Origin of the sequence: Odoribacter sp. N54.MGS-14 (assembly GCF_000980295.1) — a bacterium.
GTDB classification, from domain to species: domain Bacteria; phylum Bacteroidota; class Bacteroidia; order Bacteroidales; family Marinifilaceae; genus Odoribacter; species Odoribacter splanchnicus.
Genome location: NZ_LARL01000039.1, coordinates 1 through 18,661, shown reverse-complemented (window position 1 = coordinate 18,661; position 18,661 = coordinate 1). Strand labels below are relative to the sequence as shown.

Annotated in this window: 17 protein-coding genes; 10 read left to right on the top strand and 7 right to left on the bottom strand. The window is 45.9% G+C overall.

Going from position 1 to position 18,661, the window contains the following annotated elements:
* Positions 1-20 precede the first annotated feature (20 nt).
* The 9 genes from nuoH to WS42_RS09015 all read left to right on the top strand — a co-directional run bounded on the left by nuoH (position 21) and on the right by WS42_RS09015 (position 9,104).
* Entirely contained in the window at positions 21-1,097 is a 1,077-nt protein-coding gene (gene nuoH / locus WS42_RS09055; protein ID WP_013611696.1) for an NADH-quinone oxidoreductase subunit NuoH, read from the top strand.
* 8 nt (positions 1,098-1,105) lie between these two features.
* Complete coding sequence (locus tag WS42_RS09050) at positions 1,106-1,582, top strand: 4Fe-4S binding protein (RefSeq protein WP_013611697.1); 477 nt, start codon at positions 1,106-1,108, stop codon at positions 1,580-1,582.
* Positions 1,583-1,623: 41 nt separating this feature from the next.
* The gene (locus WS42_RS09045; RefSeq protein ID WP_013611698.1) at positions 1,624-2,133 is read left to right on the top strand and encodes an NADH-quinone oxidoreductase subunit J family protein; all 510 of its coding nucleotides are present in this window, start codon (positions 1,624-1,626) and stop codon (positions 2,131-2,133) included.
* A gap of 30 nt (positions 2,134-2,163) precedes the next feature.
* Positions 2,164-2,463 (top strand): NADH-quinone oxidoreductase subunit NuoK, encoded by a 300-nt coding sequence (gene nuoK / locus WS42_RS09040; RefSeq protein ID WP_041557249.1) that lies wholly within the window; start codon positions 2,164-2,166, stop codon positions 2,461-2,463.
* A gap of 10 nt (positions 2,464-2,473) precedes the next feature.
* Positions 2,474-4,375 (top strand): NADH-quinone oxidoreductase subunit L, encoded by a 1,902-nt coding sequence (nuoL, locus tag WS42_RS09035; protein ID WP_013611700.1) that lies wholly within the window; start codon positions 2,474-2,476, stop codon positions 4,373-4,375.
* Between the two features lie 26 nt (positions 4,376-4,401).
* Positions 4,402-5,874: a complex I subunit 4 family protein gene (locus tag WS42_RS09030; RefSeq protein WP_013611701.1), complete on the top strand. Its 1,473-nt coding sequence runs from the start codon at positions 4,402-4,404 to the stop codon at positions 5,872-5,874.
* A 28-nt stretch (positions 5,875-5,902) separates the two neighbouring features.
* On the top strand, positions 5,903-7,330 hold the full coding sequence (locus tag WS42_RS09025) for an NADH-quinone oxidoreductase subunit N (protein WP_013611702.1): 1,428 nt from the start codon (positions 5,903-5,905) through the stop codon (positions 7,328-7,330).
* A gap of 209 nt (positions 7,331-7,539) precedes the next feature.
* A complete protein-coding gene (locus tag WS42_RS09020; protein WP_046451004.1) occupies positions 7,540-8,457 on the top strand; it encodes a ketopantoate reductase family protein in 918 nt (305 codons plus the stop codon).
* Complete coding sequence (locus tag WS42_RS09015; protein WP_046451003.1) at positions 8,454-9,104, top strand: HAD family hydrolase; 651 nt, start codon at positions 8,454-8,456, stop codon at positions 9,102-9,104. The genes WS42_RS09020 and WS42_RS09015 overlap by 4 nt, the downstream gene beginning before the upstream one ends.
* 1 nt (position 9,105) lies before the next feature.
* Here the strand turns inward: WS42_RS09015 and map are convergent, their stop codons facing one another.
* From map to WS42_RS09000, 3 genes are all read right to left on the bottom strand, one after another.
* Positions 9,106-9,966: a type I methionyl aminopeptidase gene (gene map / locus WS42_RS09010; RefSeq protein WP_022161440.1), complete on the bottom strand. Its 861-nt coding sequence runs from the start codon at positions 9,964-9,966 to the stop codon at positions 9,106-9,108.
* 203 nt (positions 9,967-10,169) lie between these two features.
* A complete protein-coding gene (locus WS42_RS09005; protein ID WP_046451002.1) occupies positions 10,170-11,534 on the bottom strand; it encodes an MATE family efflux transporter in 1,365 nt (454 codons plus the stop codon).
* Between the two features lie 21 nt (positions 11,535-11,555).
* On the bottom strand, positions 11,556-13,664 hold the full coding sequence (locus WS42_RS09000) for a DUF3352 domain-containing protein (RefSeq protein WP_046405367.1): 2,109 nt from the start codon (positions 13,662-13,664) through the stop codon (positions 11,556-11,558).
* A 103-nt stretch (positions 13,665-13,767) separates the two neighbouring features.
* Between WS42_RS09000 and WS42_RS08995 the strand changes: the two genes are divergently transcribed.
* On the top strand, positions 13,768-15,093 hold the full coding sequence (locus WS42_RS08995; RefSeq protein ID WP_046402600.1) for an MATE family efflux transporter: 1,326 nt from the start codon (positions 13,768-13,770) through the stop codon (positions 15,091-15,093).
* A gap of 260 nt (positions 15,094-15,353) precedes the next feature.
* Here the strand turns inward: WS42_RS08995 and WS42_RS08990 are convergent, their stop codons facing one another.
* The 4 genes from WS42_RS08990 to WS42_RS08970 all read right to left on the bottom strand — a co-directional run bounded on the left by WS42_RS08990 (position 15,354) and on the right by WS42_RS08970 (position 18,616).
* Positions 15,354-15,806, bottom strand: a complete 453-nt coding sequence (locus tag WS42_RS08990) for a hypothetical protein (RefSeq protein ID WP_113028653.1) — start codon at positions 15,804-15,806, stop codon at positions 15,354-15,356.
* Between the two features lie 11 nt (positions 15,807-15,817).
* A complete protein-coding gene (locus WS42_RS08985) occupies positions 15,818-16,297 on the bottom strand; it encodes a YtxH domain-containing protein (protein ID WP_046402598.1) in 480 nt (159 codons plus the stop codon).
* An 84-nt stretch (positions 16,298-16,381) separates the two neighbouring features.
* On the bottom strand, positions 16,382-17,017 hold the full coding sequence (locus WS42_RS08980; protein ID WP_046402597.1) for an HAD family hydrolase: 636 nt from the start codon (positions 17,015-17,017) through the stop codon (positions 16,382-16,384).
* A 561-nt stretch (positions 17,018-17,578) separates the two neighbouring features.
* Positions 17,579-18,616 (bottom strand): S8 family serine peptidase, encoded by a 1,038-nt coding sequence (locus WS42_RS08970; RefSeq protein ID WP_181574436.1) that lies wholly within the window; start codon positions 18,614-18,616, stop codon positions 17,579-17,581.
* Positions 18,617-18,661: the final 45 nt, after the last annotated feature.

Sequence of the window (18,661 nt, the reverse complement as noted above, 5' to 3'; positions counted from 1 at the left end):
AAGATAAATGAGAATAAGATATGTTTGATTTTAGAGTAGTAACACAATGGGTCGACGCCACCCTACACCAATATCTGCCCGCCTCGCTGGTCACCACCACTGAATTTGTCCTGGTCGGTGTCTGTTTATTGGTCGCTTATGCAGTCATGGCACTCGGCCTGATTTATGCAGAGCGGAAAGTCTGTGCTTTCTTCCAATGCCGTCTGGGTCCGAACCGGGTAGGTCCTTTCGGAATGATACAAACTGTCACCGATATGATCAAGATGCTGATCAAGGAGATCATCGAGATCAATCATGTAGACCGTTTTCTGTTCAACCTGGCTCCTTACATTGTCATCATAGCCTCTTTATTGGCTTTTAGCTGTATACCTTTTGCCAAAGGGCTGGAGATTATCGATTTCAATGTCGGGATATTTTTCCTGATCGCAGTATCCTCCATCGGTATTGTCGGTATTTTGCTGGCAGGTTGGGCCAGTAACAACAAATTCTCCCTGATCGGGGCCATGCGAAGCGGAGCCCAGATGATCAGCTACGAGCTATCGATCGGGTTATCGATCCTGACGATGGTAGTGCTTACCGGCAGCATGCAGCTCTCGACGATTGTCGAAAGCCAGGCAGACGGCTGGTTTATCTTTAAAGGCCATCTCCCGGCTTTAATCGCTTTTATCGTCTATCTGATCGCAGGTACGGCAGAAACCAACCGCGGTCCCTTCGACTTACCCGAAGCCGAATCGGAACTGACAGCAGGTTACCATACCGAATATTCGGGCATGCACTTCGGTTTCTTCTACGTGGCCGAATTCGTCAATATGTTTATTGTGGCAGCCGTAGCGACTACCTTATTCTGGGGCGGCTGGATGCCTTTACATATACCGGGTTGGGAAAATTTCAACACCGTGATGGACTACATCCCTTCGATCTTTTGGTTTCTGGGAAAAAGTGCCGTTATGGTATTTATCATCATGTGGTTTAAATGGACATTCCCCCGCCTGCGTATCGACCAGTTGCTGACACTGGAATGGAAATACCTGTTGCCCATTAATTTGTGTAACCTGTTCCTGATGGTCTTTGTGGTGGTATTCAAATTACATTTTTAGCAAGATTTATGAGAAGTACACAAGAATATTTCAGTTCATTTTTCAATGGTTTAGGTTCATTACTGAAAGGAATGAGCATTACCCTCCGGGAATTTTTCACCCCCAAGACTACTGAAAAATATCCGGAGAACCGGGCTACCCTGAAAATGTTCGACCGTTTCCGGGGTGAGCTGACGATGCCCCACAACGAACGCAACGAACACCATTGCGTCGCCTGTGGTATCTGTGAAATGAATTGTCCGAACGATACCATCCGTGTCGAATCGGAAATGGTAACTACCGAAGACGGAAAAAAGAAAAAGGTACTGGTGCGGTATCTGTATGACCACGGTAGCTGTCTGTATTGCCAGCTATGTGTGCGGAGCTGTCCCCATCAGGCCATTACTTTTATCCCGACCTACGAACACGCCGTTTTTACCCGTGAGAAACTGGTACTCCAACTAAACCACGAAGGTTCCAGGTTGGAAACCAAAAATGAAGCCTGACCGGCAAAAGATTGAATTAAGTATATTATAAAAGAAATCTTATGAATATAACTCTCCCCCAAGCGGTCTTTTTATTTTTGGCAGCAGTGATCGTCGTCTGCTCCATACTGACCGTCACCACGAAGCGGATATTGCGTTCGGCGACTTATCTGCTGTTCGTGTTATTTGCTACGGCAGGTATATATTTCGAGTTGAACTATTCCTTTTTGGGAGCTGTACAGCTGACTGTATATGCCGGAGGTATCATTGTATTATACGTATTCTCGATTCTTCTGACCAGTTCCGACAATAAGAAAGCCGACAAGATCAAAAACAGCAAATTTTTTGCCGGCATACTGGCTGCGGTAGGAGGTGCAGCCCTCTGTATCTTCATCACACTTACCCACTCGTTCCCGGTATCGCATTTCGTACCCGGTGAGATCAACCAGAAAGTGATCGGAACCGCTTTGATGGGGACGGAGAAATACCAGTATCTGTTACCTTTCGAGGTAATCAGTGTTTTGTTGTTGGCTTGTATTATCGGGGGTATCCTGATCGCCCGGAAACGTTAAACATGAAAATTGAATAGTATGGAAATAACGATGGAATATTATCTGGTGATCAGCACGATCATGTTTTTCGCCGGAATCTACGGATTTATGACCCGCAGGAATATGTTAGCGGTATTGATTTCTATTGAATTGATTCTGAATTCTGTAGATATCAATTTTGTGGCTTTCAACCGTTTTTTATTCCCGGACCAACTGGAAGGTTTTTTCTTCACCCTGTTCGCTATCGGAATATCGGCCTGTGAAACAGCAGTGGCCATAGCAATCATTATCAATATATACCGGAACATCCGGAATATTCAGGTGAAGAATTTAAATAAATTGAAAGACTAAACTTCAGATTATGGAATATACAATATCGATCCTCCTGCTTCCGATGCTCACTTTCCTGGTGCTCGGATTATTCGGGATGAAACTCCGTCCGAACACAGCCGGCTATATCGGCAGCCTCTCTCTGGCTGTCACAACAGGCCTGGCCTATATCACTGCAGGACTTTATTTTTCAGCTCCCCGGGTAGACGGAGTATTTGCCCGGATAATGCCTGTCGATTTCGAATGGCTGCGTTTCACAGAAGCCCTCCACATCGATCTGGGTATATTGCTGGATCCGATTTCTGTCATGATGCTGGTGGTCATCACAACAGTATCGCTGATGGTACATATTTATAGTATGGGCTATATGAAAGGCGAACGCGGTTTTCAGCGTTACTACGCTTTTCTATCCTTGTTCACCTTTTCTATGTTAGGTCTGGTAGTAGCTCCCAATATTTTCCAGATGTATATTTTCTGGGAGCTGGTGGGTGTTTCTTCCTACCTGCTGATCGGATTCTACTATACAAAACCCGAAGCCATCGCAGCTTCGAAAAAAGCGTTTATCGTCACCCGTTTTGCCGACCTGGGCTTTTTACTGGGCATTCTGTTGCTGTCGTATTTCACCAAGACATTCAGCTTCGAATTGTTGACTTCCGGTGATGCTTCCGTTTTTGCAGGAGCTGCAGGTGTCACTTTCATGGGAGCTTCCGTGATGAGCTGGGCCTTGGCTCTGATATTCATCGGTGGTGCCGGAAAATCGGCAATGTTCCCATTACACATCTGGTTACCGGACGCGATGGAAGGTCCTACCCCGGTATCGGCTCTGATTCATGCAGCAACGATGGTGGTTGCCGGCGTTTTTCTCGTGGCCCGTCTGTTCCCTGTATACGTCAGTGCAGCCCCGGATGTGTTGGTCGGCATCGGTTATGTGGGGGCTTTTACTTCGTTGTATGCAGCCGTAGTAGCCTGCGTACAAACCGATATCAAACGGGTACTGGCTTTTTCTACCATCTCTCAGATCGGTTTCATGATGGTTGCGCTCGGAGTCTCGGGTATGGGAGGCCATCAGGGACTCGGCTATATGGCTTCGATGTTCCACCTTTTCACACATGCCATGTTCAAAGCCCTGCTCTTCCTTTGCGCAGGAGCCATCATCCATACCATCGGCAGCAATGAAATGAGCCGCATGGGTGGTCTGCGTAAATATATGCCTTTTACGCATCTGACCTTCCTCGTCGCTTGTCTGGCCATATCGGGAATTCCTCCTTTTTCCGGATTTTTCAGTAAAGACGAGATTCTGACAGCCGTTTTCGATTTCAACCCGAATTTCGGTATCCTGATGAGTTTTATTGCCGGTCTGACAGCCTTTTACATGTTCCGGCTCTACTACAATATCTTCTGGGGCACTCCGTCACAGTACGCACATACTCCCCACGAAGCTCCCCGCTCGATGACCATTCCCCTGATGATCCTTGCCGCGATCACACTTTTTGCAGGTTTCATCCCGTTCGGGCATTTTGTGAGCAGCGACGGATTGGTTTACCACATCCACCTGGATTGGAGTGTCGCCATTCCCAGCATTATAATCGCTTTAATCGCCATCGGTATCGCCACTTTCTTTTACAAATCGAAGTGCGATATTCCCGACCGGCTGCAACATATGTATGCCCATTTCTATAAAGCAGCCTATCACCGTTTTTACATCGACGAGTTTTACCTGTTTATTACCAAACGAATCATTTTCAACGGTGTATCCCGCCCGATCGCCTGGTTCGACCGCCACATCATCGACGGTACCATGAACGGAATGGCCTATATTACCCAACGGGTGTCGTACGCTATCCGCGGATTACAGTCGGGACAAATCCAACAGTATGCTTTTGTTTTCCTGGTGGGCACTTTATTGCTTGTTTTATTAGTGGTGTTGATATAGGATCGTAAATTATAAAATTGAACATTATGAATTTCTTATCCTTATTCGTTCTGATCCCGGTTTTGATGTTAGGAGGTTTACTTTTGGCATCGGACATCAAACAAATTCGTGCAGTTTGTGCGACAGGAGCTTCCCTCTTGCTGCTTCTTGCCGTAGCACTGACAGTATTGTTTCTGGGAGAAAGGAACAGCGGAAATACGGCAGAAATGCTTTTCACCGCCAGCAGCGTGTGGTATGCCCCGTTTCATATTCATTATTCGGTGGGGGTCGACGGCATTTCGGTCGCTATGTTATTATTATCTTCCATTATCGTATTCACCGGCATATTCACTTCGTGGAAAATGGAACTCTTGCCCCGGGAATACTTTATGTGGTTTTGTCTGTTGAGTATCGGTGTCTTCGGTTTTTTCATCTCCACCGACCTCTTCACCATGTTTATGTTTTATGAGATCGCCCTCATCCCGATGTACCTGTTGATCGGAGTTTGGGGCACCGGTAAAAAAGAATATGCAGCCATGAAGCTGACCCTGATGCTGATGGGTGGTTCGGCCCTGCTGCTCGTCGGGATATTGGGTATCTATTTCAATTCGGGAGCGACAAGCATGAACATTCTTGACATTGCGCGTCAGCATATTCCGGACGAATTGCAACGGTGGTTCTTCCCGCTTACCTTTATCGGTTTTGGTGTACTGGGAGCTCTCTTTCCTTTCCACACCTGGAGTCCCGACGGTCATGCTTCAGCGCCCACAGCGGTGTCGATGCTTCACGCCGGCGTGCTGATGAAACTGGGAGGCTACGGTTGTTTCCGGGTGGCCATTTGCCTTATGCCCGAAGCAGCTAAAGAACTTTCGTGGATATTCATTATCCTGACGGGTATCAGTGTGGTTTACGGTGCTTATTCGGCTATCGTCCAAACCGACCTGAAATACATCAATGCGTATTCTTCGGTCAGCCATTGCGGTCTGGTATTATTCGCAATCCTGATGCTTAATCAAACGGCCGTGACAGGAGCCATTATGCAGATGCTGAGCCATGGACTGATGACAGCATTGTTCTTCGCATTGATCGGTATGATTTACGGACGGACCCATACCCGGGATATCCGGGAAATGGGAGGCCTGATGAAAATCATCCCCTTCCTGGGGACCTGCTACGTGATCGCCGGTTTGGCTTCATTAGGACTTCCCGGTCTAAGCGGTTTTGTAGCCGAGATGACTATTTTTGTCGGTTCCTTTCAGCATGCCGATGTATTCCACCGGGTGATGACTATCCTGGCCTGCACTTCGATTGTGATCACTGCCGTCTATATCCTACGGGTTGTCGGTAAACTACTCTATGGTAAAGTGGTTGACGAACACCACCTGCAACTGACCGATGCCGTATGGTACGAACGTTTTTCAGTCATCGTCCTGATCCTTGCCATTGCAGGGATAGGGCTGGCTCCGTTGTGGATATCGGATATGATCCGGGAAAGTTTAAACGGATTGTGGCCGTTTTAAGATATCGTAAATCGTAAAATTATTAAATATGGGATATTCTAATTTTCTGTTCCTAAAAGAAGAGCTTTCACTGATCGCCGTCATGTTGATCCTGCTGGTATACGACTTGTTCGGCTCTCAGAAAAGCCTGAAATATTTTCATCCGGTAGCCTGTGTATTGTTTCTGGCCCATACACTGCTGAATCTTTTTCCTGCCGGGACGGCAGAGGCTTTCGGAGGGATGTATGTGTGCACCCCCATCGGTTCGATCGTAAAAACTATCCTGAACACAGGTACGCTTATTGTCCTGCTCCAGGCTTACAATTGGGTAAACAGCGAGTCGGTACTGATCCGCCGGGGAGAATTTTACCTGATTCTGTTCTCCTCCTTGCTGGGTATGTATTTCATGATTTCTGCGGGCAATTTTCTGTTATTCTTCATCGGTCTGGAGACAGCCTCTATACCGATGGCCGTGTTGTCTGCATTCGACAAATACAAACACCAGTCGGCAGAAGCCGGGGCTAAATATATTCTCTCGGCTACTTTCGCTTCAGGATTGTCGCTTTACGGTATTTCCCTGATCTACGGGACGGTCGGTACACTTTATTTTGCCGACATACCGGCAGGAATTTCAGGGAATCCGCTCCAATATATGGCCTTCGGATTTTTTATCGTGGGATTGTTTTTTAAGATTTCACTGGTGCCTTTCCACCAATGGACACCCGACGTTTATGAAGGTGCACCGACTACGGTGACTTCTTATTTTTCGGTAATTTCCAAAGGGTCTGCAGCTTTCGTACTGATGACTCTATTATTTAAAGTATTCGGTAATCTGGTGACAGAATGGCAGGCAATCCTGTATGTAATCATTATCGCCACCATCACCGTAGCCAACCTGTTTGCCATCCGCCAGCAGAATTTGAAGCGCTTTCTGGCTTATTCTTCGGTTTCACAAGCCGGATATATTATGCTGGGAGTGATCAGCGGAAGCGCTATCGGGATGACGTCACTGGTATATTATATTCTGGTGTATATGATCTCCAATCTGGCTGCTTTCGGGGTAATCGCCATCATCGAAAACCGGACAGGCAAGATCACGATCGACGACTACAACGGTCTGTATTCCACGAATCCGAAGTTAAGTATCGTCATGATGCTGGCTTTATTCTCTTTAGCAGGGATTCCTCCGTTTGCCGGTTTTTTCAGTAAATTTTTCATCTTTGCCGCCGCAGCCGAACAGGGATTTTATGTATTGGTATTCATCGCCCTGCTGAATACGATCATTTCCCTCTATTACTATCTGCTGGTTGTCAAAGCCATGTTTATCAACAAAACCGAAGAGGCTATCGCCCCTGTCCGTTCCGATATCTATACCCGTCTCAGCCTGATTGTCTGCACGGCAGGTATTCTGATATTAGGCCTGCTCAGCACAGTTTACGAACACATCGGTATGTTCAGCTTCGGCATAACGTTTTAGCTTATAAAGTCTTCGATCCTGCGGGCGCCTTGTCCGCGGGACTTACACAGTCCCCGGCGGCCAACATAGGGCCATAAACAAAGCACCCTCAGGATCCTTTATCATAGAATCATTCTGTCACTTATTCGTTACAATTATTTAATTCCCCCTCATTTTTGATCTTTCTGACAAAAAACATACTTTTGGAGTCGAATCGGAAAGAAAATAGTATGGAGATTAAAATTGCATTTTCAGGGATCGGCGGTGTCGGGGGTTACTATGGGGGCAAACTGGCTCATTTTTACCAGCAATCAGAAAACATTAAAATTTACTTTATTTCGAGGGGGGAAAATCTGGAAGTCATTTCACGCGAAGGACTGAAAATTCAGACTCTGCACGAGGAAATCATCGCCCATCCGACCCTTGCGACTCATTCTCCGAAGGACATCGGCCCGGTCGACTATCTGTTCTGTACCACCAAAAGCTATGATTTAGCCGGAAATCTTGAAGAAATACGTCCTCTTATCGGGCCGTCGACCGTTATTATTCCTTTATTAAACGGAGCGAATATTACGGAAGAAATCCGGCGGCTAGTCCCGGGACACCAGGTTTGGTACGGTTGTGTGTATATCGGAGCCCGGCTTTCGGCTCCGGGAACAGTCAGTAAATTTACAGAGCAGGACCGGCTTTGGTTCGGTGATCCGGAAGGCAACCGTCTGCGTCAGGCCGAATTGCTGCAATTGATGAGCCGGGCAGGTATCTCAGCTTTAAATCCCGCAGACATACACGACCGGATCTGGAGAAAATTCTTTCTGATCTCTCTGAGTGCCACCCTCACTTCATACTACGATCAAAGCATAGGAGAAGTACTCGAATTTCATCGTTCCGGTTATGAAAAGCTGGGCGAAGAACTTTATGCAGTAGCACAGGCCCAGGGGATACATCTACCTCAAGATATGATCCGGCAAGTCATTGCCGACCAGGAGAAAATGCCTTATGACGCCACCACTTCGATGCATACGGATTTCAGGAAGCACAAACCGACAGAATTAGAAACGCTGACCGGTTATGTGGTTGAAAGCGGTAAAGCCCTCCACCTTCCTGTACCTACTTATGAAATGATGTATAAAGAATTGAAAACAAGATGAATAAAAAACTGGTTATATTCGATTTAGACGGGACGCTACTGAATACCATCGACGATCTCGCTGTAAGTGCCAACTATGCTCTCCGGCAACATGGCTATCCGGAACATGAATTGCCGGCTTATCGCTATTTTGTCGGAAACGGTATTACAAAATTGATCGAACGGGCTTTACCCGAAGCGGAACGCTGTGAACCGGCTATCCTGCAGTTACGGGAAGAATTTGTAGGCTATTATCAGCGACACAAGACAGACCTGACCCGCCCTTATCCGGGTATCCCGGAATTATTGTCACACTTATCGGCCAAAGGCATACAGCTTGCTGTTGCTTCCAATAAATATCATCAGGGGACCGTCGAGCTGATCCGGCATTATTTCGGCACGGATCTTTTCAAGGTTGTACTGGGACAACGCGGGCACATACCTGCAAAACCCGATCCGGCAATTGTCTACGAGATCTTACACCTAACCGGAATAACTCCTGCGGATGCGTTGTATATCGGAGATTCGGGGGTAGATATGCAAACAGCCCGGCGCAGTGGCATCACTTCCATCGGCGTCAGCTGGGGCTTCCGTCCCCGTCAGGAACTGACAGAAAACGGAGCCTGTCATATTGTAGACCGTCCGGAAGAAATAATCCGTTATCTCTGATCTATCCGGTGATGATCTCCGCCCCGGTATCGGTGATCAGCACCGTATACTCCCATTGTGCAGAAGGCATACCGTCGTCTGTCAATACCGTCCAGTCGTTATCGGCATCGATAAAAATTTTGCGGGATCCCATATTGATCATCGGTTCGATAGTAAATACCATTCCCGGTACCAGCAAAACACCGGTACCGCGGCGTCCGACATGGCTGACAAAAGGATCTTCATGAAATTTGAGTCCCACCCCATGCCCGCCGAATTCCCGTACGACAGAATACCCATTGCCTTCAGCATGTTCTTGAACGGCAGCTCCGATATCCCCCAGGAAGCCCCAGGGACGGGCGGCTTGCAAACCGACTTCCAGGCATTCTCGGGCTACCTGCACCAAACGCTGCATTTCAGGACTTACTTTACCGATCATAAACATCCGCGAAGCGTCCGAAAAATAACCATCCAGAATCGTAGAAACATCTACATTGATAATATCCCCATTTCTCAATACAACGTCTTTGGAAGGAATACCGTGGCATACTTCGTCGTTCACCGAGGTACACACACTCTTCGGAAATCCCTCATAATTCAAGGGAGCAGGAATAGCTCCGTGAGCGATCGTAAAATTGTAGACTAATGTATCGATTTCTTCCGTCGTCATACCTTCATGGATATGGGCAGCCACCAAATCCAAAACCGCCGTATTGATAGCGGCACTGCGGCGAATCCCTTTTATCTGGGCCGCCGTTTTAATCATTTTACGGGTAGGGACCCGGTATCCCTTCGCTTTGTAAGCCTTGATTTTTTGTTCTATATCAGCCAAATACACAGACTCACTCTCGGATAATTTTTCTTTACTTTTAAAAAGTCTCATTTCTTTTTACCTTATCGGCAAGATCCTTCTATCCTGTCAGTTTTTTAGCCCGGAGCAAATTTGCTCCGGGCTTGCAAGATACACAATTATTAAACAAGTAAATAATTTTTATCTGATTTCCATGTTACTAAAAAAGATGGCTGTTATATACATATTTACACTTATATGAAACATTACCCCCGTCCCTTTGTTTCAGCCTGCAATTAAGCTATCGTCTGCAGACCATGGGTTTTCTTCAGATACCAGCGTAATGTCAGAATAGCAGCTATAAAAGCCAATGTATCGGCTAGCGGCATACTTCCCCAAACTCCGTAAATATCCAAACCGGCCATATGGGGCAGCGTATAAAGCAAGGGGATTAAGAACAGTAACTGCCGGGCCAAAGACAAAAGAATAGAAATCTTTGCTTTCCCGATAGACTGGAAAAAATTAGTTATCACAATCTGTGCCCCTACCATCGGGAAAGACAAGATGGTGATACGCAGGCCGACTTCCGCTAATTTATTCAGTTCCGCATCGTCCGAAAACATCGCCACGATATGCCCGGGCAACAGCTCACTGCACACCCAACCTAATCCCATAATAGTCACAGCTATCCGGATCACTTTCTTCAACGTTTTCTGAACCCGTTCAAAATGCCTCGCACCGAAATTATATCCGACGACCGGTTGCATTCCTTGCGTCAATCCGATCACCACCATTACAAATAAAGTAGCCACCCGGTTGACAATGCCATAAGCACCGATGGCCAAATCTCCTCCATAAATCTTGAAGTTATGATTCAGAACGATCACTATCCCACTGGCACACACATTCAGGAGAAAGGGAGCCATTCCGATCGAGAAAATACTCATGATGACATGTTTTCTCAAGCGGTAAAACCCTCTTCGAAAATGGATGTAGCTGGAACTATGTAGAAAATGGTTCAACACCCATGCCAGCCCTCCCATCTGCGCCAGGATCGTAGCCGTCGCAGCTCCCCGGATTCCCCAATCGAGGTGGAAGATAAAAATCGGAGCCAGAATGATGTTTACTCCTACCGTCAGCAGGGACGATAACATCGCTTTTTTAGGATACCCCGTTGCACGCATCACATTGTTCAAACCGATAAATAAAAAAGAAACAGGATTTCCCAATAGCAACACCTGCATAAAATCGCGGGCATAGGGTAAGGTGGAAGTACTTGCTCCGAAAAAAATCAATATTTCATCCAGGAAATAATAGGTGATTCCTCCGAAACATATCCCTGTCAGGATACATAATATCAAAACATTATGCAACACTTCGGTCGCCTTCAGATCATCCTTCTGTCCCAAGTAAATAGAACTGATCGCAGCGCCACCGACACCGATGAGTGTACTGAAAGCGATAATCAGATTCATCAGCGGAAAAGTCAGGGCCAGTCCCGAAATAGCCAGAGGTCCCACTCCATGTCCGATAAAAATACTGTCTACGATATTGTACACAGACGTAACGGTCATCGCAATGATGGCAGGTATCGAATATTGTATCAACAACTTGCCGATGGATTCCGTTTCAAGTACATGAGGATTTTTTGTCTGTGTCATAGAGCGTTATTTAGTCGGGGATTAAAATTTCAATTTTTTTTCTATTTCCCCGGTTACTTTATAATATTTCCAGGTTCCTGTGCGTCGTCCTTTCTTATATTTTCCTTCTCCGAAGAGATGGCCGGTAGAATAATAGAAACGGGCCTCACCGTGCCTCAGCCCCCTATTATACTCCAACTCGGTTTTCAAAGTTCCATCGGAAAAAAATTCTTTATAAGCCGTAATCTTACCATTATCGTATGTCACCTGTACAGCAACTACCCCATCCGGATAGAAAAAACGGGATTCTCCCTGCAGCTTACCTTCCCGGTAGAGCAACTGCGCGACAACCTGCCCCTGCCGATCGGTAATCTTCCAAATGCCTTCCGGGTCACCGTTACTTAGTTTGCCGGCATAGTCCAGTTGCTCAGTCCGATAAGCATAATCTCCCCGGGTACTCACGGCGATGCTATCGGGAATCACCACATGATAATACCCGGACTCGATCAAGTCGGCCTGTTTTTCGAGTGACCGACTGAGTTCGCGGATCTCGTAATCCCGGGCAGCATCGACATTGTGAATAGCCACCAAATGCGTTTCATACCCACTTCCAGCATTGGTCAAAGTGAAACCGATGGCCTCGAAACTCTGAAAAGCCCCCTTATTCTTTACAAATTCAGCACGATCTTCCGGTGGCAAAGAACGAAAGAGATATTCGTAGGTCTCGGGCGAACTGACATATCCGTATATATTACTCCGGTTACCCAATTCACTCATCAGATCATTGTATTTTTCGTCCTGAACGAGGGTATTCCCCAAGGAATAATCTTTTATCATAGCAGCCAGGGTAGACGACGAATTACTGAATACCACATAATCGCCGATAAAGGTATAGTAGGGCTTGTCGAACTTACTGAACCATTTCCCCAGAAACATATTGAAAAAACCTTTCAGGCTGAGATAACCGATTGTATGTCCGTTATAATCGATATTCCGGAAACGCACAGGGGTCTTCCGCCCGATTTGTTCAGCCAGATAAGCCAGCTGATCTTTAGCCAGATCGATATCTTTGGCCCGGATGGCCAGTATCAGGTTATCCAGCCGGTTTTCCTGATCGACTGCCGGTTTGACAATCGCTATTTCATTCCCCATCCACGAAGTGAATAATCCGGCCAGATCCAATCCCAGAAATTTATTCAAGCGGGTTACGGTCTTTTCATATCCCTGAAATTCTTTCAGGTTATTTACCTTATAATCTTCCAGCAATATATTCTCAAGCTCTTCGAACGAACTGTAACATACCGATACGTATGCCGCCACATGATTACCGATAATCTCTCTGACCGACGATTTATTACCCTCCACCAGATTTAAAGCACTCCATAGTGAAAAGTTATGCCTGCTGGGATAGGTTTTCCCCGAAAAGGCAAGCGCTTTATCCTGCAGTTGCAAAGCTAACGCTGTCGTCTCGAAAGCAGAAGAATCGGCATTGGTGGCAGCTTCACCCCAAAGCATCTTCATCCATTTTTCGAACCGGGTATGTTCGAGTTCCAGACGGATATCCCCGGTATTGCTTTGTTCCTGGAAAGCCGGATGTCGCCCACAAGTCTTCCAGGCCCGGGTGACTAATTTTTCAGAAAAGGAGATAAACAACAGATTGGCTTTAATCGCATAATATAATTTCAGCTCCCCGATCCTGATCCCGGTAACGTCTCCCTTCCTGCTCATTTGTCCGTCGCCCAGCACCCCTCCCACCAAGCCATCGAATGCCTGGATAACATTCAGTTTCCCAAGATCGCAGACATACAATAAGTCATAATCGGTTGCAGAAACCAAATGGCAGGACACCGCAAAAGGGCGGTCTGTCAGTAATTTTCTCAATCCGGGATATACCTCGCTCAACGAATCGGCCAGATTCAGATTGGCATGATATTCTTCGAAGTAAGGATATGCTTTCAGAGATGCCCAAATCCGATTCCGGTATAATTTGTCACGTATTCGATTAAAAGAAGGGGTCTCGACAATAAATACCGCATCTTCAGGAATCCCTTCCCTGACGCGATACATACCGGATTGACGGAAAACCAGATACCAAATTCCGCCTGCCGCCAAAAAAAGCAAGAGTACCAAAAACACCAGACGCCTTTTCATAAAATAACGAATAGATAGATTCAGACGAAAATACACAATTTTCTGCTATCTTTGCCGGTCCGATCTTTAAAAATATGCCTGGTTTTATATAAACAGAATCCATATGCGTTTTACAAATCGTCAAATCTTAAAAATTGCAGGTCCGATACTCGTCAGTGTCCTTATGGAACATCTGATCGGAATGACAGATACCGCTTTTTTGGGAAGAGTCGGAGAAGTAGAACTGGGAGCTTCAGCCCTGGCAGGAGTTTATTATCTGGCCATTTTCATGCTGGGTTTCGGTTTCAGTACAGGGGTACAGATTATGATCGGCCGGCGAAACGGAGAAGGAAATTATACGGCGATCGGCGAGCTGTTCAACCAGGGATTCGTATTCCAATTTCTTCTGGCTACTTTTATCTTTTTTGCTACCCGTTTCGGCTCTCCTTTGCTACTCCGGCATCTGATCGACTCGCCACAGGTATACGAAGCTACTTTAGAGTATATGAACCGGAGAATTTTCGGTTTGTTCTTTTCGTTTACGGCGTTGATGTTTCGTGCCTTTTATGTCGGAATTGCCGATACGCGGACACTAACCGCCAACTCCCTGGTGATGGTCGGTACGAATGTTGTGCTCAACTATATCCTGATATTCGGTAAACTGGGTTTTCCTGCTTTAGGAATTGCAGGGGCAGCGATTGCTTCCGTCCTTGCAGAAGTCACGTCGTTGCTCTTTTTTATCGTATACACCGGCTTGAAGATCGACCGGCAGAAATATCGTCTTTACCGTTTCCACCGCATAGAAATCCACTTACTCAAACGAATTTTGGGTATTTCGATCTGGACAATGGTGCAGGCATTTATTTCTATCAGCACCTGGTTTTTATTTTTTATCGCTGTCGAACACCTCGGAGAACGGCCTTTAGCCATTACCAATGTGTTAAGGAATATCTCCTCCCTTTTCTTTATTATCGTCAGTGCTTTCGCCACTACCGCCAGTTCATTGGTAAGTAACCTGATGGGGTCCGGAGATTCCGGCAGGGTAATGGATACGTTCAAAAAAGTGTCCCGGTTATGCTATGTTTTTATCCTCCCTCTGATATTCGTGATGGCCTTATTTCCCAACAGCGTTATGCGGATCTATACGGATAACTCCGCTCTTATCCAAAGCGCGGTACCGGCCTATTATGTGATGATCTTCGTCTATCTGGTCAGTGTACCGGCTAATATTTTATTCAATACCGTATCCGGAACAGGAAATACCCGGTCGGCACTTTTTATCGAACTGATCGCTTTGGTAGTATATGTCCTGTCGGTGATCTATCTGGTAATCTATCTAAAAGCCGATGTCGCCACCTGCTGGACAACCGAATACATTTATCTGGCTTGTATGTTTTCATTAACCTGTTGGTATATGAAAAAGGGAAACTGGAAAAATAAAAAAATCTGACCCGGTATCGGTTTACATTGGAAATTTACATGAATTTATCGTGCCGACGACGGAACATACTTTTAAAGACTTGCCATCCCACTTCTCCCATCCAGCGGTAAAGGATTGGTTTTCCCAATTGCCAAGCCATATTGAGCCACGGATTACCCGCAAGGCCGAAGCCACCCTGTTTTTCACCATTATTCCTCCGGTATGGCATAAAGACAGCTGAAATTTCCGACCACATCAACCGTCCGGCATGAGAGCGGATATATTGCCAGTCAGCGGAAATTTTCTCTTCCGTTTCCTGACACAGCCGTCGGATCTCCCTCTTCTCCAGGATAACCTGGCCGAGAGGAGTTTTGGGATTGATCTTTGTCGTCTTCATCGTCATTCGCTTGCAAAGCTTCGATAACAGTATTCATTAACCTGATTCGGATTCCATCTTTCATTCCCCAGACTATCAAAGTGAACAATAGATAAATACCTCCGACAATCAGAAAACCGAGTGCCGGACTATCCAATAATTCCCCCAGATAGCATCCCAAGGCGACAAACAGAAACAGAACCGTAAAAAAAGACAGTAACAACAAGATAAGGCTATGTGAGAGAACTGCGAGTACAATAGCAGTCCTCTCGATAGCCATTAATTTCAGTAGACGGAGTTTCAACCTGGCATAAGTTGAAATATCTTCCTTCAATTCAGTAAATATTTTCTCTGCAGCATTCTCCATCACCTCCCTGATCAGTTAGCCGACTTTTCAGAGTTCTTTACCCGATCTTTCAGATCATTCACGTCTTTCCGGTAATTTTCAGCATATTGGGCTTGCTTTTGTTCATCAGCCTCAGCCCTGTTGTCCATCGTTTGCCGGAAATCATTTGCTTTCTGAGAAAGGTTGTCGGCAGTAGCACTAGCTTTATTACCGGCAGCCTCAGCCCACTCTTCGGCTTTATCCCCGGCTTTGCCAGCCCATTGTTGTGCTTTATCGCCCACCTCTTCGGACCATTCTCCGGCCTTATCGGCAAACTTCGAACCGGCATGTTCAGTTTTTGCTTTTACTTTTGAGAATACCGACCTGGCACCATCTTTGATTCCATGTCCCACTTCCCGCAGATCTTCCTCCAGTTTCCGGCGATGTTCACCTGTCATCAGATAACCGACAGCGGCTCCGACAAGTGCTCCAATCCCCAAGCCTAATAACAGTTTTGAATTCTCGCTTTTCATAATCTTTCGTTTTTATCGTATTGTATATACTCAACGAAAGGAGAAAGCAAAAAGTTTGGTTTTTAAATAAACTTAAAGCAAATTTCAAGACAACAACTCTAAAATCTTTTCCGGTTGACTAAAATCAGGAATGACAGCCGAAACCTTATCGCAAATAGCTTTTTCAGGATTCGTCGTGGCCACCCCGATCACCCGCATCCCGGCAGCCGTACCTGCTTGTATCCCGGAAAAGGAATCCTCGAAAACAACACATTCCCCGGGCTTTACCTGTAAATCCCGGGCAGCCAGTAAATAACACATCGGATCGGGTTTGCCGGCCGTTATCCGGTCGGCCGTTACCATCGTGTCGAAAACCGTCTCTAAGCCCAGGAGCTTTAAAGCACGCTCCATTTTAATCCGATAAGAACTGGTTACCAACCCCACCCGAAAACCTTTAGCTTTAAGCATATGCAAAAACTGAACAGCCCCCTTTACTTCCGGAAAATCCATCGTTTCTTCGTATTCCTCACAAGCCCGGGTGATTTTCTCATGTTCTTCGGAAGAATAATCCGAAAAATAGAGTTTATAAATCCGTTGCAAAGTCGTCCCTTTTATTTTTGCCGAAAAATCCGGAATACCGATATGATATTTCTCCGCTATTTGTCCCCAGAAAATGTCATAGAGCGGCTCCGTATCCGCCACTACACCATCGAAATCAAATAATACCGTCGTTATGCTCATGATTTAGAGTTGCTGAGTTATTGAGTTACTGAGTTATTGAGTTTACAGAGCGTAAAATTAATTATTTTAGGTATTCATATACATGTTTACACTAAATGTAGGTTTATTTTTTTCTTTCTATTCCGATTCCGGGTTTTATACCGTCAGACCGGTTCGCCTGGAACGGTCCGGTAAGGCTTTCCTTCACTGACCGGCGGAACTCCTCACTACGTTCGTCAGACACCACCGGCCGGACGTTCGGAAAACCTAACCGGACACTCGTTCCAGCTCCAATGGTCGACAATTCCGATCACCGGAGACGAATTGGTAACGAAATAAACCTACGTTTGCAGGTGTAAATTAGGTATATAACCACCTCATTTTCAATAAAAAGATCGTATATTCCTTTGTTTCTCAAGTTGTTTTTGAACTTTATTTGGAAAATAGCGCTTATTTATCGGGTAATTCGGCAAAACTAATCTCCGATTAGTTATAAAGATCCATCATGCTTGAAGACAAAATAAATTGGATTTCCGGCTATTGGGAACAGAACAACCGGAAATCCAACTTATTTATCTTTCATCAATATCCTCTGCGTGTCAACTCTTCCCAAATCTTAGCGGGATTCATCCGCCCGTGTCCGTATACCTCGTCACATCCGGGTGAACCTAAGTCGTCGGCCGTAGAAAAGATCAGCTGAGCGATATCGTTGTTCGTGTAATGAGGCGCACGCCGCTTAATTTCAGCAGCAATCTTCACGACATAAGGCGTGGAAAAACTGGTACCGTCTATTTTAGCATCCATCATATTGAACGCATAATAGGTACATATCCAGCGTTCTTTCAGGATCGGTCCGGGTTTATTTCCGTAACCGTCGTCTCTTCCGACAACAATCCAATCGTTGAAATGTCCGTTGTCACCGACATTCTGCACGACATAAGCAGCCCCCACATCCCCGGGTTTATAGAAAGCCATTTGCCCGGCCGTAAAAGGCCCTTCGGGATCCCAACCGAAATGAGGCAGGATATGATCTTCCCAGCTCAAACCACCCAATTCGAGACACAGGTCCCAGGCTTCCTGGGTAAACGTATTACTTCCGTTCCCTGCACTGGTGATGACCAGTGGGAATTTCGGAAATTTTACCCGATCTTCGAACTGCTCCAGATTCCGTCTGGCAGCATCGAGGCTGAAAACCGAAGTACTGGCATTTACAATATCACAAGATACCTGATTGGGGTTGAAATCATCATAGTTTTCTGTAATATGCAATTTTATATCGGCATGAGTCGGAAAGAAATTCTGTTTAAGGTTCTGTTTATCTTCATCGCTAATCACCCAGGGCCAGGCTTCATTGCGCAACACGTACAGGATATTCTGTCCATGTTCTTCTGCATCGATCACCAACACATTCACTTCTACACCCGGATCGTTTTCGGGCATTCCGGGATAAGCGGCATACTCCATTCCCGGTACCCATTCTTCGGAACCACTGTTATCTGGAATACTGATATTCATATCGTTATCGGGCAAATCAGGCGGAATCACAACATCATCCTTATCGTCCGTACAAGATCCGGCAAACAGTGCCAGAACCGACCATATCATTATTGTTTTCTTCATATCGTTTTTTATTAAATATACTATAAGGAACAAGTTTACTTTACC